Origin of the sequence: Mesorhizobium sp. WSM1497, assembly GCF_001672455.2 — a bacterium.
Taxonomy (GTDB): Bacteria; Pseudomonadota; Alphaproteobacteria; order Rhizobiales; family Rhizobiaceae; genus Mesorhizobium; species Mesorhizobium ciceri.
Map to the genome: position 1 here is coordinate 2,990,440 of NZ_CP021070.1, position 22,401 is coordinate 3,012,840.

Genomic DNA, 22,401 nt, shown 5'->3' on the forward strand with positions numbered 1-22,401 from the left:
ATGGCCGGGGCACTGCGCTGGATCGTTTTTGCCATCGCCGTGCTGGCGATGAATTTCCCCATTATCGTGACGCTGATCACATCGCTCAAAAGCCAGCGCGAGCTTTCGACGAACCCCGGTTTGTGGATCAGCCAGCCGACGCTCGACAACTATCTGGAGGTCCTGACGCAGACCAGCCGCTTCAACATCTATGCCTATCTGCTGAACAGCACCGTGGCGGCGCTGATCGGAACCGGCCTTGCGATCGTGCTCGCGTTCCCGGCTGCCTATGCGATCGCGCGCAGCGAGGCGGGAAAGCGCTTGGTCCTGCCGATCGTCATCAATCTTCGCGCCGTGCCGCTGATCATCTTCGCGATCCCGCTTTACATGATGTACCAGTGGCTGGGCCTGCTCGATACGCGGATCGGGCTCGGGCTCATCCTGACCATCGTCAACGCGCCGCTTGCACTCGTCATCCTGGTAAACGCGATTTCAGATGTACCAGTCGAACTCGACGAGGCGGCGAAAGTCGATGGCGCAAGTTCCTTGCAGGTGATGATGATGATCGTCCGGCCCGTCATCCGACCGGCGCTCGTCACAACCTTCATCTTCGGCTTCATCACCGCCTGGAACGAATTCCTCTTCGGCCTCATGCTGACAACCAGTCGTGCCGTGCCGATGGCGGTCGGCGCATCCTTCTTCTTCGCCGCGAGCGGCGGTGGCGTAAAATGGGGAACCGCTTCCGCCGTCATGATGCTGGGCGCCTTGCCGCCGGCATTGCTGGGTCTTGTGATGTATCGGCAGATATCGGGATCCATGACCGCTGGGGCGGTCAAGGGCTAAAGCAAGAAGAAGTTCGTCTTTCCGACAAATTGGACAACCCAATCCGACAGCGCCAGCGCACTTGTCAGGCCAGGTGACTCGATTCCGAAAAGACGGATCAGCCGTCCGGACGGATCTGCCAGAATGTCGAAATCGCCGAACTGCAACCCGTTCGTTTTAGGCCGCAGCCCGCAATGGCTCGGCTCCAGTTCCCCCTCTCTCAGCCCCGGCCAATAGATGGCGCGTAAAATGGTGTGGCCTCGGGCTGGCCGAGGAAGGAAGAAATGGTGCAGCTTGCTGATGGCGAAATCGCGATGGCGCAGACGCAACGCAGTCTGGTTAGGTCCAGCCTAAGCCGAACTACTGAAAATCATAATTTGTGCAGCGCACCCAACGTGCTTTGCTCCGCCATCGGCTGAAAGAAAACAAGAAAAGAACGTCAGGCGACAGGCTTCGGCGATGCCTCCGGAGCGGGTTTCGTTCGGGCCGGGATAACGCCCGACTTCAGAAAAACAGGGGAACGTGATGACGACAATAATCTCGAAGTTTCGCCGGGCCGCGCTGGTGGCCGGCATTGCGCTCAGCGCCATATCGGTGAGCCTCCACGCCGAAGCTGGCAGCTTGAAACTGGGCATGACGACCTGGGTGGGGTACGGACCGCTCTTCCTTGCCCGCGACATGGGCTACTTCAAGGAAGGTGGGCTCGATGTCTCGCTTGAAATCATCGAGGAAGCATCGCTGTATATGGCGGCTGTTGCCGCCGGCGAGCTCGACGGCAGCGCCTCGACCGTCGACGAGATCATGAAGTATCGTTCGAAGGATGTTTGCTTCAAGTCGGTCTATGCGCTGGATGACAGCCATGGCGGCGATGGCGTGCTCGCGCCCAGCGGGGTCAAGAGCATCGCCGACCTCAAAGGCATGGACGTAGCGCTGAACGAGGGTTCAGTGTCGCAGTTCTGGTTCAATATCCTGCTCAAGCAGGCCGGTCTCACCCAGGCCGATGTGAAGATCACCAACATGACGGCAGACGATGCCGCCGCCGCCTTCATGGCCGACCGCATTCCCGTTGCCGTCACCTGGGAACCGCATCTGACGCTGGCCAAGAAGGAAAACAAGGGACAGGTGCTGATCGACTCCTCCAAGACACCCGGCTTGATCGTCGATGTGGTGGCGCTCAACTGCGACTACATCACGAAGAACCCCGGAGATGTCGAGGCGCTGGTGAAGGGCCTCTACAAGGCCAACGAGTTCATCAAGGAGAATCCTGAGAAGGCGTATGAGGTGATGGCCAAAGGCGTCGGCGGCTGGCTGAAGGATCCGAAGGACTTTGCTTCCTCGGCCGCTGGCGTGAACTTCTACGGTAAGCAGCGCAATGCCGAATTCTTCGCCGGTGGCGAGACTGGCGAAGCCGGCAAGCTGATCAAGCTGGGCGGCGATATCTGGGGCGGCTTCGGCAAGCTCAAAATGGACGTCAAGTATGACGACCTCGTCGATACATCCTTCCTTGGAAAGTAGCTTGGCCTTGGAAAGTAGCTTGGCCTTGGAAAGTAGCTTGGCCTTGGAAGTAGCTTGGCCTTGCAAAGTAGCTTGGCCTGCGAAGTAATTTGACCTTGCAAAGTGATTTGGCTGAACCGGAGGCGGACCTCGCGCCTCCGGTCCAAGCGGCCCAAAAGGGTATCCCGTGACACTAGCACCGAACACGAGCTCTCTGGTCAGCAATGGCGTGACCGCGAGAGTTGAAGAAGGTCAGGCCGGTCGATCCGTCCTGAAAGTCATCGCCACACCGTTTCGGGCTGTGCCGCGCTCTCTCTCCATTACGCTCGGCTTCATGGTCTGGATCGCCGTCATCGGCGGCTGGTTCGCGCTGACCTATTCCGGAGCGGTCAAGGAAATGTTCCTGCCTCGCCCCGAATCCGTGTTGTCCACCACCATCAGCATGGCGCTTGACGGGTCGTTGTGGGAGCATGTTTTCGCCAGCGTCCAGGTGGTGTTGATCGGCTTCGTCCTTTCGAGCATCGTTGCGGTGCCGCTTGGATTGACGATGGGCACCTATCGCATCGTCCAGGCCGTTCTCGAACCGTTGGTCAATTTCATACGCTATCTGCCGGTGACGTCCTTCGTGCCGCTTTTCATCCTGTGGATCGGCATCGGCATCGAGCAGCGCGTTGCCGTCATCGTCTTCGGCGTCTTCTTCCAGCAACTCGTCATGATCGCCGACAGCGCTCGCAGTGTCCAGCGCGACCTCGTCAACGCAGCCTATACGCTCGGCACGAAACGAGGCGACACGGTCTTCCACATCGTCTTTCCGGCCACGCTTCCGAGCGTGCTGGATGTGCTGCGCGTCACCATGGGCTGGGCCTGGACCTATCTCGTCGTGGCCGAACTCGTCGCCGCCCGCAGCGGACTTGGCTACATCTCGCTCAAAGCCATGCGCGGCTTTCAGGTCGACGTGATCTTCATGGCCATCGCCATGATCGGCATCCTTGGTCTTTGCACCGACCAATTGTTCCGGGGCATCCGCCGCCTCGTCGCTCCCTGGGCCAATTGAGGAACACGCACACATGGACGCCCTGAATCTTACGACGAAACCAAAGAGTTCCGACATAGGCATCGACAATGTGGTCCTGCGCTACGGCAAGGGTGACAATGCGGTGCTGGCGCTGGATGGCATTTCCTTTCACGTCGTGCCCAACGAATTCTGTGTGATCGTCGGCCCATCCGGCTGCGGCAAGTCGAGCCTGCTTTATCTCGTCGCCGGTCTTGAGGAGCGCACCGGCGGCATGATCGTAGTCGGCGGCAAGCCTGTTACCGAGCCGGGCCCGGATCGCGGCATGGTGTTTCAGGCATATACGCTGTTTCCCTGGCTTACGGTGGCGCAGAACGTCGAATATGGCCCGAAGCGGAAGGGCATTGCGCCGGCCGAGCGCAGGGTCATTGTCGAGCATTTTCTCCACGAGGTCGGTCTGGCAAAGTTCGCCAACCATTACCCGTCTCAGCTGTCGGGCGGCATGAAGCAGCGCGTTGCGATTGCGCGCGCGCTCGCCAATGATCCGGACGTGCTGCTGATGGATGAGCCTTTTGGAGCGCTCGACAGCCAAACCCGTCACAGCATGCAGAAGCTTTTGCTGAGGATCTGGGATCATTCCAAGAAGACGGTCCTGTTCGTTACCCATGACATCGACGAAGCGATCCTGCTGGCGGACAGGGTGCTCGTCATGTCCGGCCGGCCCGGTCAGATCAAGAAGGAAATCCGCGTAGGCCTCCCGCGTCCACGCAGCATGGATCTGGTCATGGAGCCGAACTTCATCGCCATGAAGCGGGAGATCCTCGAGCTCCTGAAGAATGACGAAGACGACGAGCACTAATGCATGTCGCTCAAAAGTGACCTCGGTTTTGGGCGGACGACATGCATGAAACAGACATCAGCAGTCTTCGGTGTGGATGACGAAACGGGTAAGGCATGGGCATCGAGGCGGCGGAATTTGACTATATCGTCATTGGCGCGGGCTCGGCCGGCTGTGTCTTGGCAAACAGGCTGAGCGCAGACCCGGCAGTTCGTGTCTGCCTGATCGAGGCGGGCGGCAGCGACGACCGCACCAGGGTGCGCGTGCCGGCCGGCATTCTCTCGCTCTACGGCAATCCGAACTTCGACTACGGCTACAAGGGCGTGCCGCAGCCGCTGCTCAACAACCGCCGCATACCCGTCAACCGGGGCAAGGTTCTTGGGGGGTCGAGTTCGATCAACTCGATGGTCTATATTCGTGGCGCCGCGCAGGACTACGATGAATGGGCAGCGCTTGGCTGCACCGGGTGGTCCTATGCCGATGTCCTGCCGGTCTTCAAGAAATTGGAGCGGAACTGCTTGTTGCAGAGCCCCGCCTATCACGGATTCGACGGCGAATTGCTGGTCGACAATCCGCGCGATCCCAACGTGGTATCAAGCCTGTGGGTTGAGGCGGGCAGAGGCGTAGGCCTGCCCGAGAACCGCGACTTCAATGCCGGTGGCCAACTCGGCCTCGGCATCTACAACGTCACCCAGAACAGAGGCGAGCGCTTCTCGGCCTACAGCGCCTTTGTCCGGCCGATTCTCGGCCGATCGAATCTGCGGATATTGTCAGGCGTCGAGGTTCTTGATCTGGCGATTGAACGCGAGCGCGTCACCGGCGTCAACGTGATCAGGGCAGGCGCAACCCAACGGTTGGGGTGCCGAGCGGAGGTCGTCCTCAGCGCGGGTGCGATCGGATCGCCGCGCATTCTGCTTGCTTCCGGCGTCGGCCCGGCCGGGGAGCTGAAAGCAGCGGGGATTGAACCGGTCGCGAACCTGCCAGGCGTCGGTAAGAACTTGCGCGACCATGTCGATGGCATGGTCACAGTGCGATCGAACAGCCGCAAGACGCTCGGCCTTTCACTTGCCAATCTTCCGGCGATGCTGGCGGCGCCGTTCCAGTATTTCGCCCGGCGCAAAGGCATGCTGACGACCAACTATGTCGAAGCCGGCGGCTTTGCCAGGACGAAGTATGCCGGGAGCATACCCGACATTCAGTTCCACTTCGTGCCGGGCTATCGCAGCCATCGCGGTCGGCTCGTCGAATATGGCCACGGCTATGCCGTGCACACCTGTGTGTTGAGACCGGGGAGCGTCGGCGAAATCACGCTTCAACGCGACGGCACCCGCCGCAATATGCTCATAGACCATCGCTTCTTCAGTGACGAACAGGATGCCCTGACCCTCGTCGAGGGCATAAAGGTCGCGCGTTCGATCCTGGCTTCGCCGGTTTTCGGCGGCATCCGCGGACCGGAAATCCTGCCTGGGCCCGACGTGAACACCGATGACGAGATTCTCGCCTATCTGCGTGCCGAGGCTCTTACCGTCTATCATCCGGTTGGCACGGCCAGGATGGGCAACGACGCCATGGCGGTGGTTGATCCCGCCGGTCTCAAGGTGCACGGCTTCGACAATCTGCGCGTCGCTGATGCCTCCGTCATGCCGACATTGATCGGTGGCAACACCAATGCGCCATCTATGATGATTGGCGAAAAGGCGGCTATGGCAATACTGGCGTAACCGTCTGCGCGCGGCCAATTCAGCATTTAGGAACAAGCTAACCACTGCCACATGAAATCGTAATTTTCGCTGCCCGGTCCCTCCAGTAAACCAACGATCAGACCTCCGCCGCATGCGCAGAAACTCTCGGGGGGAGCCAGAAAGGGCCGCTGAATGCCAGTCGAAACAGTAGACACGCTTGTTGTTGGCGGCGGCCAGGCGGGGCTGGCGATGAGCGAGCATCTGAGCAAGTGCGGCGTGCCCCATCTCGTGCTGGAGCGGGACCGCATCGCCGAACGCTGGCGCAGCGAAAGATGGGACTCGCTGGTTGCCAATGGTCCCGCCTGGCATGACCGTTTTCCCGGCATGGAATTTCCCAATGCCGGTCCGGATGCCTTTATTGGCAAGGAGAAGGTCGCCGACTATTTTGTCGCTTACGCCGACATGATCGCTGCCCCCATCCGTTGCGGCGTGGAGGTCAGGAAAGTGGAAAGGCTTGTCGGCCGTCCCGGCTTCCGGATCGAAACCTCGGATGGCGTGATCGAAGCCAGGAGCGTGGTTGCCGCCACCGGCGCTTTCCAGCATCCGGTCATCCCGGCCGTCGTTCCCGGGGACGCCGGACCTATGCAGATACATTCCAGCGCCTATCGCAATCCCGGCCAACTGCCCGCAGGCGCGGTGCTGGTGGTCGGCTCCGGGTCTTCGGGGGTGCAGATCGCCGACGAACTCCAGCGTGCGGGACGGCGGGTTTATCTCTCGGTCGGGCCGCACGATCGGCCGCCGCGGGCCTATCGCGAACGTGACTTCTGCTGGTGGCTGGGGGTTTTGGGCAAGTGGGACGCGCAGGCGCCTGCGCCCGGCACCGAACATGTCACCATCGCGGTCAGCGGCGCGCGTGGCGGCCAGACGATCGACTTCCGGCGCCTTGCCGCGCAAGGGATGACGCTGGTTGGCCGGACCGAATCCTACAGGCACGGTGTGATGACTTTCGCACCCGATCTGGCCAAGAATATCGCGCGCGGCGATGCGAATTACATGTCGGTTCTGGACGAGGCAGATGCCTATGTCGCCCGCAACGGCCTCGACCTTCCCCCGGAGCCCGAGGCCCGCAAGATCGGCCCGGACCCGCGATGCATGACCGATCCCATTCTCGAGCTGAACCTGTCGGAAGCCGGGATAGGTTCGATCATCTGGGCGACGGGATTCACCGTCGACTACAACTGGCTGAAGGTCGATGTGTTCGACGAAAGGGGCAAGCCGAAGCACCAGCGCGGTGTGTCGACCGAGCCCGGCATCTATTTCCTCGGACTGCCTTGGCAATCGCGCAGGGGGTCGAGCTTCATCTGGGGCGTCTGGCACGACGCGCAGCATGTGGCCGACCATATTTCCACGCAGCGCAAATACCTGGCCTACCATGCGTCCGCGAAGCGCGAGACCAAGGTGGCATAGACACGGCACCTCAAACGGGATGCCCCGACCTCGAGCCTGATCCGACGGAGACCAAGATGGCGCATACAAGAATTCGAAAGTTCAACACCAAGGACACTTATCCCGAGCAGAAGCTCGACAATGATCTGTGCCAGGCGGTCGTTACGCGGGGCGGCAGGACCGTCTATCTGCGCGGCCAGTGTCCGCAGGACCTCGACACGGCCAAGAACATCGACAGCCATGATCCGGTCGAGCAGACGCACAAGGTCATGCAGAACATCCGCCAGCTGATCGAGGAGTGCGGCGGCACCATGGAGCACCTGGTCAAGGTGGTGGTCTACATCACCGATGTGCGCCATCGTGAGGCGGTCTACCGTACCATGGGCGAGTATATCAGAGGCGTGCATCCCGTCTCGACCGGCCTTGTCGTGCAGGCCCTGGCGCGGCCGGACTGGCTGGTCGAGATCGACGGCACCGCCGTCATTCCGGACTGATTGCGATGACCTTTTCCATTGTCGCGCGGTGCGGCCGCACCGGCATGTTCGGGGTCGCGGTGTCCTCCTCGTCGCCTGCTGTTGCGGCGCGCTGCGCCTATGCGCAGGCGGGCGCCGGGGCCATTGCCAGCCAGAACGTCACCGATCCTACGCTTGGACTGCGCGGTCTCGAATTGCTGGCGCGCGGCGCGTCCGCGGCGGAGGCGATTGCCATATTGAAGCGCACCGGTGCTTATCCCGAATACCGGCAGGTGCTGGCTGTCGACGCCGCTGGAGCGACCGCGATCCATTCGGGTCCCAAAGCTCTTGGCATCTGGGCGGAGGCGCGTGCGGAAAATGTCGCCTGCGGCGGCAACATGCTGGCCCATGATGGCGTGCCGCAAGCGATGGTCGAGGCCTTCCTGGCGTCGGAGGGGCATCTCGGCGACCGCCTCATCGCGACTATGCGCGCGGCGCTGACAGCCGGCGGCGAGGCTGGCCCTGTCCATTCCGCCGGCATGAAGCTGGTGCGTGAGGTGGCGTGGCCGGTCGCCGACCTGCGCTGCGACTGGACCGACGATTGTCCTATCGAGCAACTGGCGGCGCTGTGGCAACTCTACAAGCCACAGCTCGATGCCTATGTGACCCGCGCGATCAACCCATCCGATGCGCCGAGCTACGGCGTGCCGGGCGACGAATAGTCAAGACAGGGGTCACCTGCGATGAGTGAACTCAGCCACAAGGACTGGATCGGCAAGGCGTCCGCGATCCGTTTTCGTGACAAGGCGTTCATCGACGGCAAGACGGTCGCGGCGCGTTCGGGCCGGACCTTTGCCAGCGTCAATCCGGCAACGGGCGAGGTGCTGGCCGAAGTGGCGTCCTGCGGCGAGGAAGACATCGATCTGGCGGTTGCCGCCGCTAGGCGCAGCTTCAACGCCGGCGTCTGGTCGCGCACCAGCCCGGCGCACCGCAAGGAGGTGTTGCTGCGGCTGGCGCAGCTGCTGCGCGACAACCTGCATGAACTGGCCCTGCTTGAATCGCTGGACATGGGCAAACTGGTCAGGGATGCGGCCTCGGTCGACGTCCCCGGTTCGGCGGCGATCTTCCAATGGTATGGCGAGGCCATCGACAAGATCTATGGCGAGGTGGCGCCGACCGGCGAAGGCGATCTGGTGCTGGTGCGGCGCGAGCCGCTTGGCGTGGTCGGCGCGGTGGTGCCGTGGAACTTCCCGCTCGACATGGCAACCTGGAAATGCGCACCGGCGCTGGCGGCGGGCAATTCGGTGGTGCTGAAACCCGCCGAACAGTCACCTCTGTCGGCCCTGCTCCTGGCGGAGCTGGCGATGGAGGCGGGCCTGCCTGCCGGCGTGCTCAATGTTGTGCCCGGCCTTGGCGAAACCGCCGGCCAGGCGCTTGGCCGCCATATGGATGTGGATTGCCTCGCCTTCACCGGTTCGACCGCGGTGGGCAAGATGTTCCTGCAGTACTCCGGGCAGTCGAACATGAAGCAGGTCTGGCTGGAGACCGGCGGCAAGAGCCCCAACCTCGTCTTTGCCGACTGCGGGGATCTCGATGTGGTGGCCGATATGGCGGCCTTCGGCATCTTCTTCAACCAGGGCGAGGTCTGTTCCGCCAATTCACGCCTGCTCGTCCAGCGCGGCATCAAGGATGCCCTGGTGGAGAAACTGGTGCAGCGTGCGGCGGCCACGCAGCCCGGCGATCCGCTCGATCCGACTTCGAAAATGGGCGCGATGGTCGATAGTCGCCACGCCGCCAATGTCATGCGCTTCGTCGAGGCCGGTAAAAAGACCGCGCGCCTGGTCGCGGGCGGCGACATGGTCACGGTCAATGGGCGCGGCAGCTTTGTCCAGCCCACCATTTTCGACGATGTCACGCCTGCCGATCCGATTGCCCGCGACGAGATCTTCGGGCCGGTGCTTTCGGTCATTGCCTTCGATGACGAGGCCGACGCGATCCGCATCGCTAATGACAGCCCCTACGGGCTCGCCGCATCGCTGTGGACCGACAGCCTGTCGCGCGCGCACCGCATCGCCGGGCGGCTGCAGGCCGGCACAGTTTCCGTCAACAAGGTCGACGCTCTGAGCCCGATGACGCCGTTCGGTGGTTTCAAGCAATCCGGCTTCGGCCGCGACCTGTCGCTGCATGCGCTCGACAAGTACAGCGCGCTCAAAACGACATGGATCAAATATTGATGGGCGCCTAAAGCGCATCGCGATCGAACGGATTCAAGTGATGCGCTTTAGGCCTTTGCTCCATGCATGTCGTTTGCGCAAAACCGGGGCCACTTTTGCGCGACATGCATTAGGCTTGATCGAAGCCCTCAAACCGGCAACATAGCCAGCCATGCCGCTACGCTTCACGCTCAGACAGCTGGAATATTTCGTTGCCGTGGGCGAAGCCGGCTCCATCGCCAAGGCGGCCGAGCAGGTCAATGTGTCGCCGCCATCGATTTCGGCCTCGATCGCGCAGTTGGAAACCGAGTTCGGCGTCCAGCTTTTTGTCCGCAAGCATTCGCACGGCCTCTCGCTCACCGCCGGTGGCCGCATCTTCCTCAAGGAAGCCGCCCGGCTGCTCAACGATGCCGATGCCTTGCATGACGTCGCCGGCGATTTTGCCGAGAAGGTGCGCGGCCCGCTGGCGGTGGGATGCCTGCTGACCTTTGCGCAGATCGTGCTGCCGGCGCTGCGCATGCGGTTCGAGCGCGCTTATCCCGATGTGCGCGTGCGCCAGTTCGAGCGCAATCAGGGGCAATTGCTTGAGATGCTGCAGCGCGGTGAAATCGACCTCGCCCTGACCTACGATCTCGAACTGTCGCAGGATATGACCTTCGAGCCGCTGATGTTGGTGCCGGCCTATGTCATGCTGCCGGCGGGCCATCGTTTCGCGGCCAAGGCGTCGATCACGACGGAGGAACTGGCCGACGAGCCGATGGTGCTGCTCGACCTGCCGTACAGCCGCGAATATTTCCTGTCGGCATTCCACCAGCGAGGGATCCGGCCCAATATTGCCGAGCGCACCGGCGACATTGCGGTCATGCGCTCCATGGTGGCCAACGGCTTCGGCTACGGCATCGCCAACATGCGGCCGCTCAACACGCTGGCGCCGGACGGCAAGCCGCTGGTCTTCGTGCCGTTGGACGGTGACCTCCGGCCGCTGACCATGGGCGTCGCCTTGCCCAATTCCGAACATCGTACGCAATCCGCCCAGGCGTTCATCGACCACTGCCGGCATTTTGTCGTCGAGCAAGGTGTGTTCGGCGCCGAGCGGGCCGTCGGCCAGGCAGCGCTTCCGCAGAAGTAGCGCCCGGTTACGGCAGTTGCTGGTCGGCAAGCCGCTTAAGCAATTTTTCCAGCATGTCGTCGCAGCGGCGCATCTGCTCGACGCTGACGAATTCGTCCGGCTTGTGCCCTTGCGCCATCGACCCCGGTCCGCACACGACCGTCGGCGTGCCGAGATCGCGGCTGAACAGGCCGCCTTCCGTGCCGAAGGCCATCTTGATGGTATTGTTGGCGCCGGTCAGCGATTTGACGAAGGCGACGGCTTGCGAACTGGCTGGCGTGTCCAGGCCGGGATAGGTGTTGGTGATGTCGATGTCGATTGCTGCCTCGGGCGCGATAGTCGAGGCTTCGGAAGCAATATGAGCAGCCTCCTTGCGCAGGCGGTCGAGAATCTCGTGCGGGTCGTCGGCCGCGACATTGCGGATCTCGAAGTCGACCTGGCAAAGGTTCGGCACGATGTTCAGCGCCACGCCGGCGTTGATCTTGCCGACATGGACGGTCGTGTATGATATGTCGTAGTCGCCGTCGCGGGCGCCATCGCGCACCAGCCGGTCCTGTTCGCGGCGCAAGGCGGCGACGAAGTCGCAGCCGAGATGGATGGCGTTGAGCGCCAGCGGGGCCAGCGCCGAATGGCCTTCGCGCCCCTTGCAAAGCGCGCGTGCGGCAAGCTTGCCCTTGTGCCCCGTCGCCACCTGCATATCGGTCGGCTCGCCGACAATGCATAGCAGCGGCCGATGCGGGGCCGCTTGCAGCATGTCGACCAGGCTGCGCACACCGATGCAGCCGATCTCCTCGTCGTAGGAGAGTGCCAGGTGCAGAGGCGTCTTCAGCGTCATTTTCGCGGCCTTGAGGCACGCGGCGAGCGCGCAGGCCACAAAACCCTTCATGTCGGCCGCGCCGCGTCCGTAAAGCTTGCCGTCACGGTTCGTCATCTCGAAGGGCGGCAGCGTCCAGGCCTGGCCGTCGACGGGAACGACGTCGGTGTGACCGGACAGCATGATGCCGGAAGCATCAGTCGGTCCGATGGTGGCAAAGAGGTTGGCCTTGTGGCCGTCCTCGCTGTGGATGATCTGGCTGGCAGTGCCGTGCGCGTCTAGCAGGTCCGCCACGTAGTTGACGAGGGCGAGGTTCGAGTCGCGGCTCACCGTCGGGAATGCGAGCAGCTTTTCAAGGATCTGGGTGCTGTCCATGCGTCTTGTGCCTCATTGGCCGTCGGTACTTCTAGCATCGCGTGGCCGGGGCCTTGAAGTCGCATTTGGCTCAGTCGGGATTCAGCGGATGCTAATCCGGATGTGTGCGATTAGGCGCGGCCTAACCGGCACAGAAGAAATCTGTTGTTTTCCGGCGCTTGCCGCAACTTATGAATGGTCTCACGGCATCAACCCACTGGGCTGGCCGGCTTGCGTCACGCCTCGAAACCATGATCGGGCGTGCTGCAGGGCGACGCTGGCAGGAAGGCACGTTCCATGCGCAATCCGCGCTATGATATTCTGTTTGAGCCCGTGAAGATCGGTCCGGTGACCGCCAAGAACCGCTTCTATCAGGTGCCGCATTGCAATGGCGGCGGCTATCGCGACCCTTCGGCCGCGGCCGAGATGCGCCGCATCAAGTCGGAAGGCGGCTGGGGCGTCATCTTCACCGAGCAAACCGAGATGCACCACACATCGGAGATCACGCCCTTCATCGAGCTCAGGCTGTGGGACGATGCCGATATTCCGGCGCTGGCGAAGATGGCCAAGGCAATGCACCAGCATGGCGCGCTGGCCGGCATCCAGCTGGCCTACTCAGGCATCAACGGGCCGAACCTCTACACCAAGGAAGTGCCGCGCGGGCCGTCGGCCCTGCCGATCCGCACCTTCACCAACGATCCGGTGCAGGCGCGCGCCATGGACAAGCAGGATATTCGCGACCTGCGCCGCTGGCATCGCAATGCCTTCAAACGGGCGAGGCTCGCGGGCTTCGATTTGGTGTGCCTCTACGGCGCGCATGGCTTCGGCATCATCCAGCACTTCCTGTCCACGGCCACCAACCAGCGCAGCGACGAATATGGCGGCTCGCTGGAGAACCGCTCCCGGCTGATGCGTGAGCTGATCGAAGAGGGCAGGGACGCTATCGGCGACACGTGCGGCCTGACGCTGCGGCTGTCGCTGGACGAGATGATCGGTGAACTCGGCTTTGCCAATTCCGAAGTGCGCGACATGATCGAGATGCATGCCGATCTGCCCGACCTCTGGGACCTGGCGCATGGCGCCTGGGAGGACTGCTCCGGGCCGTCGCGGTTCAAGGAGGAGGGCGCGCAGGAGAGCCTGGTGTCCGGCATCAAGAAACTGACCTCGAAGCCGGTCGTAGGCGTCGGTCGCTTCACCTCGCCGGATGTGATGGTGAAGATGATCAAGTCCGGCACGCTGGATTTCATCGGCTGCGCGCGCCCATCGATTGCCGATCCCTTCCTGCCGAAGAAGGTGGAGGAGGGGCGCATCGAGGACATTCGCGAATGCATCGGCTGCAACATCTGCATCACCGGCGACATGACCATGTCGATCTCGCGCTGCACGCAGAACCCGACCTTCATGGAGGAATGGCGCAAGGGCTGGCATCCCGAACGCATGCAGGCCAAGGGTGATAGCGACAGCGTGCTGATCGTCGGCGCCGGCCCGGCCGGGCTGGAGGCGGCGCGTGCGCTCGGCCTGCGCGGCTATCAGGTGGCCATCGCCGAAGCCGGCACCGAACTTGGTGGCCGCGTGGCGCGCGAGTGCCGCTTGCCTGGTCTCTCGGCATGGGGGCGCGTGCGCGACTACCGCCAGTACCAGATCAGCCAGATGTCCAATGTCGACGTCTATTTCGAAAGCCGATTGTCGGCGCAGGAGATACTGGACTTCGGCTTTCAGAACATTGCGCTTGCCACCGGCTCGACATGGCGCCGAGACGGCGTGGCGCGCGCGCATGTCGTGCCGATGCCGATCGACCCGGCCATGCCGGTCTACACGCCGGACGATCTGATGGCCGGCACTGTGCCGACCGGCAGTGTCGTGCTGTTCGACGACGACCACTACTACATGGGTGGCGTTCTGGCCGAGCTGATGGCGCGCCAGGGCGCGAAGGTGACGCTGGTGACGCCGTCGGCCTATGTATCCGACTGGACCCGCAACACGCTGGAGCAGGGCGCCGTCCATCGCCGGCTGGCCGAGCTCGGCGTCGAGATCGTGCTGAACCGGACTGTGACGCGCATCGTGCCGGGCGGTGTTGCCACGGCGTGCGCCTATACGGGCGCCCGGAGCGACATCATTGCCGACGCGGTGGTGCTGGTGACATCGCGCCAGCAGGACGATAGTGTCTGGCAGGAATTGAAGGCGCGGCGGGACGAATGGGCCGATAGCGGCATCCGCTCGGTCAAAATCATCGGCGACGCCGAGGCGCCGGGTCCGATCGCCTGGGCAACCTATGCCGGCCACCGCTTCGCGCGCGAGCTGGATGAAGCCGATATCGGCGACGCACTGCCCTTCCGCCGCGAGGTCACAGCGTTGGCCGCGGAATAGGGCGCCTGCGGCGCGGTCAGCGAATATCGGATTGTTCAACCATACCGCATTGCACAATTCCTTCGCTTGGTCACAATGCAGGCATGGTTCGAACCGCACTCGCCGTCCTGGTGATCGATGAAAACCGCATCCGCGCCGCGATCATCGAGGCGGGGTTGCGCGAGGCCGGCCATGAGCGGGTCACCGTCATCCATGATGTGACCGGCATTGCGCGGCGGATCGCCGAGATCGAACCCGATATCATCGTCATCGATCTCGAAAACCCGAATCGCGACATGCTGGAAAACATGTTCCAGCTGTCGCGTGCCGTAAAACGGCCGATCGCCATGTTCGTCGACCGCTCCGACCAGGCCTCGATCGAGGCGGCGGTCGATGCCGGCGTTTCGGCCTATGTCGTCGACGGTCTGCGGCAAGAGCGCGTCAAGCCGATCCTCGACATGGCGGTCAGCCGCTTCAACGCCTTTTCGCGCATGGCACGCGAACTGGAAGAGGTTCGCGGCGAGCTCGAGAGCCGCAAGGTGATCGACCGTGCCAAGGGCATCCTGATGAAATCGCGCGGCCTCTCCGAAGAGGCGGCCTACACGCTGCTGCGCAAGACGGCGATGAACCAGAACCGCAAGATCGGCGACATCGCCCAAAGCCTGGTGACTGCCGCGGGGCTGCTGGGACCGGCGGAGGACGAATGAGCATGACTGCCGAGCACCAGATCACCGCCGGCTTCATGCCGCTTTTCGACAGCGCCGTGCTGGTCGCGGCCGGCGAGCTTGGCTTCGCCGCGCAAGAAGGCATCGATCTGAAGCTGCACCGCGAGACATCCTGGGCCAACATCCGCGACCGCATCGCCATCGGCCACTTCCATCTCGCGCATATGCTGGGACCGATGCCGCTCGCCTGCAATCTCGGGCTGACGCCGCTGGCCTCGGAAACCATCGTGCCGTTCTCGCTCGGCCTCGGCGGCAATTGCGTCACCATCTCCAATGCCGTTTGGGCCGGTATGGCGGCACACGGCGCCGAGGCCGACCTAGACCCGGCGCGCGCCGGTGCCGCACTTGGCGCGCTCATTCGCGAGCGCGCTGCGGCCGGTGGCGATCCGCTGCGCTTTGCCGTGGTGCATCCGCATTCCGGGCACAATTACGAATTGCGCTATTGGCTCGCCGCCTGCGGCATCGATCCGAGCCAAGAGATTGAGATCGTCATCGTGCCGCCGCCCTTCATGGCCGATGCGCTGGCCGCCGGCCGCATCGACGGCTACTGCGTCGGCGAACCCTGGAACAGCGCTGCGGTGGCCGCCGGCACCGGCCACATCGTCACCGTCAAGGCGCGGATATGGCGCAACAGCCCGGAGAAGGTGATCGGCGTGCGCAAGGCTTGGGCAGATGAAAACCCCGAGGCCTTGGCGGCGCTGCTGCGCGCGCTGCATCACTCGGCGCGCTGGTGCCAGGATCCGGCCAACCATGGCGAACTGGCCGGGGTGATGGCGCAGGCCGGCTTCCTCGGCCTGCCGCCGACCGTGCAGATGCCGATCCTGACCGGCCATCTCCAACTGGGCGGCGGTGCGGAGCGGACCATCGACGACTTCTTCCTCCCCTTCGATAAGGCGGCGAACTTTCCGTGGAAGAGCCATGCGCTGTGGTTCTACACGCAGATGGTGCGCTGGGGGCACGTGGCGCACACGCCTGAAAGCCTTGCCATCGCCCGCGACTGCTACCGTCCCGACCTCTACCGTTCGGCGCTGAAGCCGCTCGGCGTCGCGCTTCCCGGCGCCAATTCGAAAGTCGAGGGTGCGCTCCAAATTGCCACCGCGGTCGGCGCGACAGGCGCCGGCCTTGTGCTCGGTCCGGACGGTTTCTTCGACGGTCAGATCTTCGATCCTGACGAGATCGATGCGTACATTACCGGCCAGAAATCTGCCGAGATTCAGGCCTGATCATTTCCGCGCCATCCTTGTGCATTGCACAAAAATTGTGCGCGCGATTGCCCTAATGAACAATCTTTGGCCTTCCGGCCATAGGGTTCGATGCGCCGGCGATCAGCGCAGCATGCTGATTTCATTAGCCTTTTTCACCTCTCTCAAAACTGGCACGGTTCCTGCTTTGAAATAGACAGGCCCTTCGCGGGTCACGGAACAGGCGTCCAATGGCGGGCGCCACAGGCAAAGCTGCCGCTCAGGTTAAAGCGCGCTCCCGGTCACCCGGACGCGAAGACCTGGCTGGCGGCTTTTTTGTTTTGATCAACACGCAATCGACGACGCGGATCCCAAGCCGCGCCCAACCGGAGACGACGATGACGAAACGGATCAGGACTGGAACGACCCTCAAAGACATGACGCGCCGCGATTTTCTGGTCAGCAGCGCGATGACGGCCGGCCTGTTCGTGGCGGCCCGCAAGCTCTTCCCTTCCGGCGCCTATGCCGCGACCGCCACTCCGGAGGTCACCGGCGCCAAGCTCGGCTTCATTGCCCTCACCGATGCGGCCCCGCTGATGATCGCCAAGGAGAAGGGGCTGTTCGCCAAGTTCGGCATGCCCGATGTCGAGGTGCTCAAGCAGGCCTCCTGGGGTGCGACACGCGACAATCTGATGCTCGGCGGCGCGGCCAACGGCATCGACGGCGCTCATATCCTGACACCGCTGCCTTACCTCATGCACACCGGCAAGGTGACGCAGAACAACCAGCCGATGCCGATGGCGATCGTGGCTCGGCTCAACTACGACTGCCAGGGCATTTCGGTCGCCCAGGAATATGCCGGCACCGGTGTCGGCCTCGACGCCTCGAAGCTGAAAGACGCGTTCGCTGCCAAGAAGGCGACCGGCAAGGAAATCAAGGCCGCCATGACCTTCCCGGGCGGTACGCATGATCTGTGGCTGCGCTATTGGCTGGCCGCCGGCGGCATCGATCCCGACAAGGACGTCTCGACCATCGTCGTGCCGCCGCCGCAGATGGTGGCCAACATGAAGGTCGGCAATATGGACGTGTTCTGCGTCGGCGAGCCGTGGAACGAGCAACTCGTCCATCAGGGCGTCGGCTTCACCGCCGCCACGACAGGCGAATTGTGGAAGGGCCATCCCGAAAAGGCGCTCGGCCTGCGCGCCGAATTCATCGAGAAATATCCGAAGGCCACCAAGGCGATCCTGATGGCCGTCATGGAAGCCCAGCAATGGTGCGAGGCCACCGAGAACAAGGACGAGATGGCCGCCATCATCGGCAAGCGGCAATGGATGAACGTGCCCGTCGCCGACATCATCGGCCGTCTCAAGGGCGACATCAACTATGGCAATGGCCGCGTCGCCAACGGCACCGATCTCTCCATGAAGTTCTGGAAGGGCGGCGTCTCCTATCCGTTCAAGAGCCATGATGCGTGGTTCCTTGCCGAGAACATCCGCTGGGGCAAGTTCGCGCCGACCACCGACATCAACGCGCTGGTCGACCAGGTCAACCGCGAGGATCTGTGGCGCGAGGCGGCCAAGGATCTCGGCGTCGCGGCAGCCGACGTTCCGGCGTCGTCGTCGCGCGGCGTCGAGACCTTCTTCGACGGCAAGATTTTCGATCCGGCCAACCCGTCCGCCTATCTCGACAGCCTGAAGATCAAGGCATCGGCGTAGCCTGATCGCAAGCGGTGCATGCGCCGCTTGCGATCACTACCTGCCCCAAGGAGTTTTCCCCAGACATGTCGATCCAGACTATCGAGGACACCAAGGTGAAGGCCTTTCCCGCCAAGCCGGCGGAGGTCATCGCCTTCACTGCCAAGGCACGGCGCCGCTTCGAGCCGCTCGCCATCGCCGGCAAACTGGCGAGCGCGCTGGTGCCGCCCATCATCGTCATCGCGCTGATGCTGGTCGTCTGGCAGATCGCCTGTTCGTCGCCGACATCGAGCCTGCCGCCGCCGACCCAGGTGTGGAACGAGGCTTACGACCTGATAGCGCATCCGTTCTTCGACAATGGCCCGCAGGATATAGGTCTGGCCTGGCGCGTGCTGATCTCGCTGCAGCGCGTCGCCGTCGGCTTCGGCCTGGCGGCGGTCGTCGGCGTCGCGCTCGGTGCGCTGGTCGGCCAGTCGATCTGGGCGATGCGCGGCCTCGACCCGGTGTTCCAGATCCTGCGCACGGTGCCGCCGCTGGCCTGGCTGCCGCTGTCGCTGGCGGCGTTCCGTGATTCCAGCCCGTCGGCGATCTTCGTCATCTTCATCACCTCGATCTGGCCAATCATCATCAACACCGCGGTCGGCGTGCGCAACATTCCCGAGGACTACCGCAACGTCTCGCGCATCCTGCGGCTCAACCAGTTCGAATTCTTCGTCAAGATCATGGTGCCGGCCGCCGCGCCTTACATCTTCACCGGCTTGAGGATCGGCATCGGCCTGTCCTGGCTCGCCATCGTCGCCGCCGAAATGCTGACTGGCGGCGTCGGCATCGGCTTCTTCATCTGGGATGCGTGGAACTCGTCGCGGCTGCCCGACATCATCGTCGCGCTCGCCTATATCGGCGTCACCGGCTTCTGCCTCGACCGGCTGGTCGCGGCGGTCGGCGCCTTCGTCACCCGCGGCACAACGGCAAAGTGAGGAGAGGGGCGATGACGGCCTATCTGAAGCTCGACCATATCGACAAATCCTTCACGCGTGGTGCCCAGGTCAGCGAGGTGTTGAAGGACATCAGGCTGACCATCGACAAGGGCGAATTCGTCTCCATCATCGGCCATTCCGGCTGCGGCAAGTCGACCCTGCTCAATCTGATCGCCGGGCTGACCAAGGTGTCGGCCGGCGCCGTGCTGCTCGAGGACAAGGAGGTCGACAGCCCTGGACCGGAACGCGCCGTGGTGTTCCAGAACCACTCGCTGCTGCCGTGGCTGACCGTCTACGAAAACATCAACCTGGCGGTGTCGAAGGTCTTCGGCCGTTCGAAGAGCAAAGTCGAGCGGCATGACTGGATCATGCGCAATCTCGACCTCGTGCAGATGGCGCATGCCAAGGACAAGCGCCCGGCGGAAATCTCCGGGGGCATGAAGCAGCGCGTCGGCATCGCCCGGGCGTTGGCGATGGAGCCGAAGATCCTGCTGCTCGACGAGCCGTTCGGCGCGCTCGATGCGCTGACGCGGGCCCATCTGCAGGACGCGGTGATGGACATCCATTCCAGGCTCGGCTCGACGACGATCATGATCACCCATGACGTTGACGAGGCGGTGCTGCTCTCCGACCGCATCGTCATGATGACCAATGGCCCGGCGGCAACCATCGGCGAAGTGCTTGCCGTGCCGCTGGCGCGGCCGCGCCGGCGCGTCGAACTCTCTTCCGACCGGACCTTCCTGCGCTGCCGCGAGGCGGTGCTGAAGTTCCTCTACGAACGCCACCGCTTCGTCGAAGCCGCGGAGTAGCACCATGAGCGAGAGACTTGTCATCATCGGCAATGGCATGGCCCCAGGGCGCATGCTGGAGCACCTGCTGGAACAGGCTCCGGGCCGCTACACCGTCACCATCTTCAACGCCGAGCCGCGCGTCAATTACGACCGCATCATGCTGTCGCCGGTGCTGTCGGGCGAGAAGGCCTATGAGGAGATCATCATCCATGGCGACGGCTGGTACATCGCCAACAACATCACCCTCTACAAGGGCCATAAGATCGTTGCCATCGACCGGACGGCGAAGACCGTCACCTCGGATCACGGCGTCACCGAGCCCTACGACAAGCTCGTCATCGCCACCGGCTCGGTACCGTTCATCATTCCGGTGCCGGGCCATGACCTGCCGGGCGTGCTGACCTATCGCGATCTCGACGACGTGCAGGCGATGATGCTCGCTGCCCAGTCGCGGGCCAAGGCGGTGGTCATCGGCGGCGGCCTGCTGGGTCTGGAGGCGGCGGCGGGCCTCAACGCGCAAGGCATGGACGTCACCGTGCTGCATGTCATGCCGACTTTGATGGAGCGCCAGCTCGATCCGGCCGCCGGCTATCTCTTGCAGCGCGCGGTGGAGCAGCGCGGCATCAAGGTCATCACCAAGGCCAACACCCAGGCGATCACAGGCAACGGCAAGGTCGGGCAGGTGGAACTTGCTGACGGCACCATTATCCCAGCAACGCTTGTGGTGATGGCCGTCGGCATCCGGCCGAATTCGGCGCTGGCCAAACAGGCCGGCATCGCCGTCAACAGGGGCATCGTCGTAGACGCCGGCATGCGCAGCAACGATCCCGACATCTACGCGCTCGGCGAATGTGCCGAGGTCAACGGCCAGGTCTATGGCCTCGTCGCGCCGCTCTACGAGATGGCGCGCGTTACAGCCAGCCAGCTTGCCGGCAACGAAGCGGCGGCCTTCGTCCATATGGACACGCCGACCAAGCTCAAGGTCACCGGCATCGACCTGTTCTCGCTCGGCGACTTCGCCGAGGGCGAGGACCGCCAGGAGATCGTGCTGCGCGATGCGGCGGCCGGCGTCTACAAGCGACTTGTGCTGAAGGACGACCGCATCATCGGCACCGTGCTCTATGGCGAGACGGCGGACGGCGCCTGGTTCAACGATCTCAAGAAAAAGCAGACCGACATATCCGAGATGCGCGATACGCTCATCTTCGGCCAGTCCTACCAGGGGGGTGCCCCGCTGGACCCTATGGCGGCCGTTGCAGCCTTGCCGGATGATGCGGAGATCTGCGGCTGCAACGGCGTTTGCAAGGGGAAGATCACCGGCGCGATCACGGCCAAGGGCCTGACCTCGCTCGACGACGTGCGCGCCCACACCAAGGCGTCGGCCTCCTGCGGCTCCTGCACCGGGCTGGTCGAGAAGCTGATGGTGCTGACCATCGGCGACAAATACAATCCAGCGGCGGTGCAGCCGATGTGCGGCTGCACGACGCTCGGTCATGACGAGGTCCGCCGGCTGATCATCGCCAAGCGCCTGAAGACCATTCCCGCCGTCATGCAGGAACTGGAATGGACGACCTCCTGCGGCTGCGCCAAATGCCGGCCGGCGCTCAATTACTATCTCGTCTGCGACTGGCCGGACGACTACGCCGACGACTACCAGTCGCGCTTCATCAACGAGCGCGTCCACGCCAACATCCAGAAGGATGGCACCTATTCGGTGGTGCCGCGCATGTGGGGCGGGGTGACCAATGCCACTGAACTGCGCGCCATCGCCGACGTTGTCGACAAGTTTGAAATCCCGATGGTCAAGGTCACCGGCGGCCAGCGCATCGACATGCTCGGCATCCGCAAGGAAGACCTGCCGGCGGTGTGGGCCGATCTCGGCCAGGCCGGCTTCGTCTCCGGCCACGCCTATGCCAAGGGGTTGCGCACGGTGAAGACCTGCGTCGGCTCGGACTGGTGCCGCTTCGGCACGCAGGATTCGACGGGCCTCGGCATCCGCATCGAAAAATTCATGTGGGGCTCGTGGACGCCGGCCAAGGTCAAGATGGCGGTGTCGGGTTGCCCCAGGAATTGCGCCGAGGCGACCTGCAAGGATGTCGGCGTGATCTGCGTCGACTCCGGTTACGAGATCCATTTTGCCGGCGCGGCCGGCCTCGACATCAAGGGCACCGAAGTACTCGGCCTGGTCAGAACCGAGGACGAGGCGCTGGAGCATATCGTGGCGCTGACGCAGATGTACCGCGAGCAGGGCCGCTATCTCGAGCGCATCTACAAATGGGCCAAGCGCATCGGCATCCCCGAGATCAAGCGCCAGATCATGGACGATGGCGACAAGCGCAAGGCCTATTACGAGCGCTTCGTCTTCAGCCAGAAATTCGCCCAGGTCGACCCGTGGTCGGAACGCGTTTCCGGCAAGGACAAGCACGAATTCCGGCCAATGGCCTCGGTCGGTTTTGCGCAGGCGGCGGAGTGA

The 22,401-nt window shown here is 63.2% G+C and carries 19 protein-coding genes; 17 read left to right on the forward strand and 2 right to left on the reverse strand.

Going from position 1 to position 22,401, the window contains the following annotated elements:
* Positions 1-822, forward strand: coding sequence for a carbohydrate ABC transporter permease (locus A9K65_RS14395; protein WP_064992550.1), 822 nt, complete (start codon positions 1-3; stop codon positions 820-822).
* Here the strand turns inward: A9K65_RS14395 and A9K65_RS35180 are convergent.
* Positions 819-1,130 carry a hypothetical protein gene (locus A9K65_RS35180; protein ID WP_157678497.1) on the reverse strand — a complete coding sequence of 104 codons (312 nt, stop codon included), beginning with the start codon at positions 1,128-1,130 and terminating at the stop codon, positions 819-821. The genes A9K65_RS14395 and A9K65_RS35180 overlap by 4 nt on opposite strands.
* A 196-nt stretch (positions 1,131-1,326) precedes the next feature.
* Between A9K65_RS35180 and A9K65_RS14400 the strand changes: the two genes are divergently transcribed.
* The 9 genes from A9K65_RS14400 (at position 1,327) to A9K65_RS14440 (ending at position 11,067) form a co-directional block, all read left to right on the forward strand.
* Positions 1,327-2,316, forward strand: coding sequence for an ABC transporter substrate-binding protein (locus A9K65_RS14400; protein WP_013530444.1), 990 nt, complete (start codon positions 1,327-1,329; stop codon positions 2,314-2,316).
* 208 nt (positions 2,317-2,524) lie between these two features.
* Positions 2,525-3,349, forward strand: a complete 825-nt coding sequence (locus tag A9K65_RS14405) for an ABC transporter permease (protein WP_245322057.1) — start codon at positions 2,525-2,527, stop codon at positions 3,347-3,349.
* Positions 3,350-3,362: 13 nt separating this feature from the next.
* Complete coding sequence (locus tag A9K65_RS14410; protein WP_013530446.1) at positions 3,363-4,166, forward strand: ABC transporter ATP-binding protein; 804 nt, start codon at positions 3,363-3,365, stop codon at positions 4,164-4,166.
* Between the two features lie 95 nt (positions 4,167-4,261).
* Positions 4,262-5,866 (forward strand): GMC family oxidoreductase N-terminal domain-containing protein, encoded by a 1,605-nt coding sequence (locus tag A9K65_RS14415; RefSeq protein ID WP_064992549.1) that lies wholly within the window; start codon positions 4,262-4,264, stop codon positions 5,864-5,866.
* Between the two features lie 153 nt (positions 5,867-6,019).
* Entirely contained in the window at positions 6,020-7,294 is a 1,275-nt protein-coding gene (locus A9K65_RS14420; RefSeq protein WP_024503972.1) for an NAD(P)/FAD-dependent oxidoreductase, read from the forward strand.
* Between the two features lie 56 nt (positions 7,295-7,350).
* The gene (locus A9K65_RS14425) at positions 7,351-7,767 is read left to right on the forward strand and encodes a RidA family protein (RefSeq protein ID WP_013530449.1); all 417 of its coding nucleotides are present in this window, start codon (positions 7,351-7,353) and stop codon (positions 7,765-7,767) included.
* Positions 7,768-7,772: 5 nt separating this feature from the next.
* The gene (locus tag A9K65_RS14430; protein WP_064992548.1) at positions 7,773-8,447 is read left to right on the forward strand and encodes a DUF1028 domain-containing protein; all 675 of its coding nucleotides are present in this window, start codon (positions 7,773-7,775) and stop codon (positions 8,445-8,447) included.
* A 21-nt stretch (positions 8,448-8,468) separates the two neighbouring features.
* On the forward strand, positions 8,469-9,959 hold the full coding sequence (locus tag A9K65_RS14435; protein ID WP_064992547.1) for an aldehyde dehydrogenase: 1,491 nt from the start codon (positions 8,469-8,471) through the stop codon (positions 9,957-9,959).
* 151 nt (positions 9,960-10,110) lie between these two features.
* Positions 10,111-11,067, forward strand: a complete 957-nt coding sequence (locus A9K65_RS14440) for a LysR family transcriptional regulator (RefSeq protein ID WP_063168703.1) — start codon at positions 10,111-10,113, stop codon at positions 11,065-11,067.
* A 7-nt stretch (positions 11,068-11,074) separates the two neighbouring features.
* Here the strand turns inward: A9K65_RS14440 and argE are convergent, their stop codons facing one another.
* Positions 11,075-12,235, reverse strand: a complete 1,161-nt coding sequence (argE, locus tag A9K65_RS14445; RefSeq protein WP_013530453.1) for an acetylornithine deacetylase — start codon at positions 12,233-12,235, stop codon at positions 11,075-11,077.
* 276 nt (positions 12,236-12,511) lie between these two features.
* Here argE and A9K65_RS14450 point away from each other — a divergent pair, with 276 nt between their 5' ends.
* The 7 genes from A9K65_RS14450 (at position 12,512) to nirB (ending at position 22,401) form a co-directional block, all read left to right on the forward strand.
* A complete protein-coding gene (locus A9K65_RS14450; protein WP_064992989.1) occupies positions 12,512-14,581 on the forward strand; it encodes an NAD(P)-binding protein in 2,070 nt (689 codons plus the stop codon).
* Positions 14,582-14,664: 83 nt separating this feature from the next.
* Entirely contained in the window at positions 14,665-15,267 is a 603-nt protein-coding gene (locus A9K65_RS14455) for an ANTAR domain-containing response regulator (RefSeq protein WP_064992546.1), read from the forward strand.
* 2 nt (positions 15,268-15,269) lie between these two features.
* On the forward strand, positions 15,270-16,508 hold the full coding sequence (locus A9K65_RS14460; protein WP_064992545.1) for a CmpA/NrtA family ABC transporter substrate-binding protein: 1,239 nt from the start codon (positions 15,270-15,272) through the stop codon (positions 16,506-16,508).
* A 356-nt stretch (positions 16,509-16,864) separates the two neighbouring features.
* Complete coding sequence (locus tag A9K65_RS14465; protein ID WP_064992988.1) at positions 16,865-18,181, forward strand: CmpA/NrtA family ABC transporter substrate-binding protein; 1,317 nt, start codon at positions 16,865-16,867, stop codon at positions 18,179-18,181.
* 65 nt (positions 18,182-18,246) lie between these two features.
* Positions 18,247-19,137, forward strand: coding sequence for a nitrate ABC transporter permease (ntrB, locus tag A9K65_RS14470; protein ID WP_013530458.1), 891 nt, complete (start codon positions 18,247-18,249; stop codon positions 19,135-19,137).
* Positions 19,138-19,148: 11 nt separating this feature from the next.
* Complete coding sequence (locus A9K65_RS14475; protein ID WP_013530459.1) at positions 19,149-19,946, forward strand: ABC transporter ATP-binding protein; 798 nt, start codon at positions 19,149-19,151, stop codon at positions 19,944-19,946.
* A 4-nt stretch (positions 19,947-19,950) separates the two neighbouring features.
* Positions 19,951-22,401 carry a nitrite reductase large subunit NirB gene (gene nirB / locus A9K65_RS14480; protein ID WP_064992544.1) on the forward strand — a complete coding sequence of 817 codons (2,451 nt, stop codon included), beginning with the start codon at positions 19,951-19,953 and terminating at the stop codon, positions 22,399-22,401.

What these genes read in the sequence shown, in the direction of transcription:
- A9K65_RS14460 (WP_064992545.1), top strand. Translation starts at nt 15,270, where the DNA reads ATGACTGCCGAGCACCAGATCACCGCCGGCTTCATGCCGCTTTTCGAC.
- A9K65_RS14435 (WP_064992547.1), top strand. Translation starts at nt 8,469, where the DNA reads ATGAGTGAACTCAGCCACAAGGACTGGATCGGCAAGGCGTCCGCGATC.
- A9K65_RS14425 (WP_013530449.1), top strand. Translation starts at nt 7,351, where the DNA reads ATGGCGCATACAAGAATTCGAAAGTTCAACACCAAGGACACTTATCCC.
- A9K65_RS14430 (WP_064992548.1), top strand. Translation starts at nt 7,773, where the DNA reads ATGACCTTTTCCATTGTCGCGCGGTGCGGCCGCACCGGCATGTTCGGG.
- ntrB (WP_013530458.1), top strand. Translation starts at nt 18,247, where the DNA reads ATGTCGATCCAGACTATCGAGGACACCAAGGTGAAGGCCTTTCCCGCC.
- A9K65_RS14450 (WP_064992989.1), top strand. Translation starts at nt 12,512, where the DNA reads ATGCGCAATCCGCGCTATGATATTCTGTTTGAGCCCGTGAAGATCGGT.
- A9K65_RS14475 (WP_013530459.1), top strand. Translation starts at nt 19,149, where the DNA reads ATGACGGCCTATCTGAAGCTCGACCATATCGACAAATCCTTCACGCGT.
- nirB (WP_064992544.1), top strand. Translation starts at nt 19,951, where the DNA reads ATGAGCGAGAGACTTGTCATCATCGGCAATGGCATGGCCCCAGGGCGC.
- A9K65_RS14455 (WP_064992546.1), top strand. Translation starts at nt 14,665, where the DNA reads ATGGTTCGAACCGCACTCGCCGTCCTGGTGATCGATGAAAACCGCATC.
- A9K65_RS14400 (WP_013530444.1), top strand. Translation starts at nt 1,327, where the DNA reads ATGACGACAATAATCTCGAAGTTTCGCCGGGCCGCGCTGGTGGCCGGC.
- A9K65_RS14410 (WP_013530446.1), top strand. Translation starts at nt 3,363, where the DNA reads ATGGACGCCCTGAATCTTACGACGAAACCAAAGAGTTCCGACATAGGC.
- argE (WP_013530453.1), bottom strand. Translation starts at nt 12,235, where the DNA reads ATGGACAGCACCCAGATCCTTGAAAAGCTGCTCGCATTCCCGACGGTG.
- A9K65_RS14415 (WP_064992549.1), top strand. Translation starts at nt 4,262, where the DNA reads ATGGGCATCGAGGCGGCGGAATTTGACTATATCGTCATTGGCGCGGGC.
- A9K65_RS14395 (WP_064992550.1), top strand. Translation starts at nt 1, where the DNA reads ATGGCCGGGGCACTGCGCTGGATCGTTTTTGCCATCGCCGTGCTGGCG.
- A9K65_RS14440 (WP_063168703.1), top strand. Translation starts at nt 10,111, where the DNA reads ATGCCGCTACGCTTCACGCTCAGACAGCTGGAATATTTCGTTGCCGTG.
- A9K65_RS14465 (WP_064992988.1), top strand. Translation starts at nt 16,865, where the DNA reads ATGACGAAACGGATCAGGACTGGAACGACCCTCAAAGACATGACGCGC.
- A9K65_RS14420 (WP_024503972.1), top strand. Translation starts at nt 6,020, where the DNA reads ATGCCAGTCGAAACAGTAGACACGCTTGTTGTTGGCGGCGGCCAGGCG.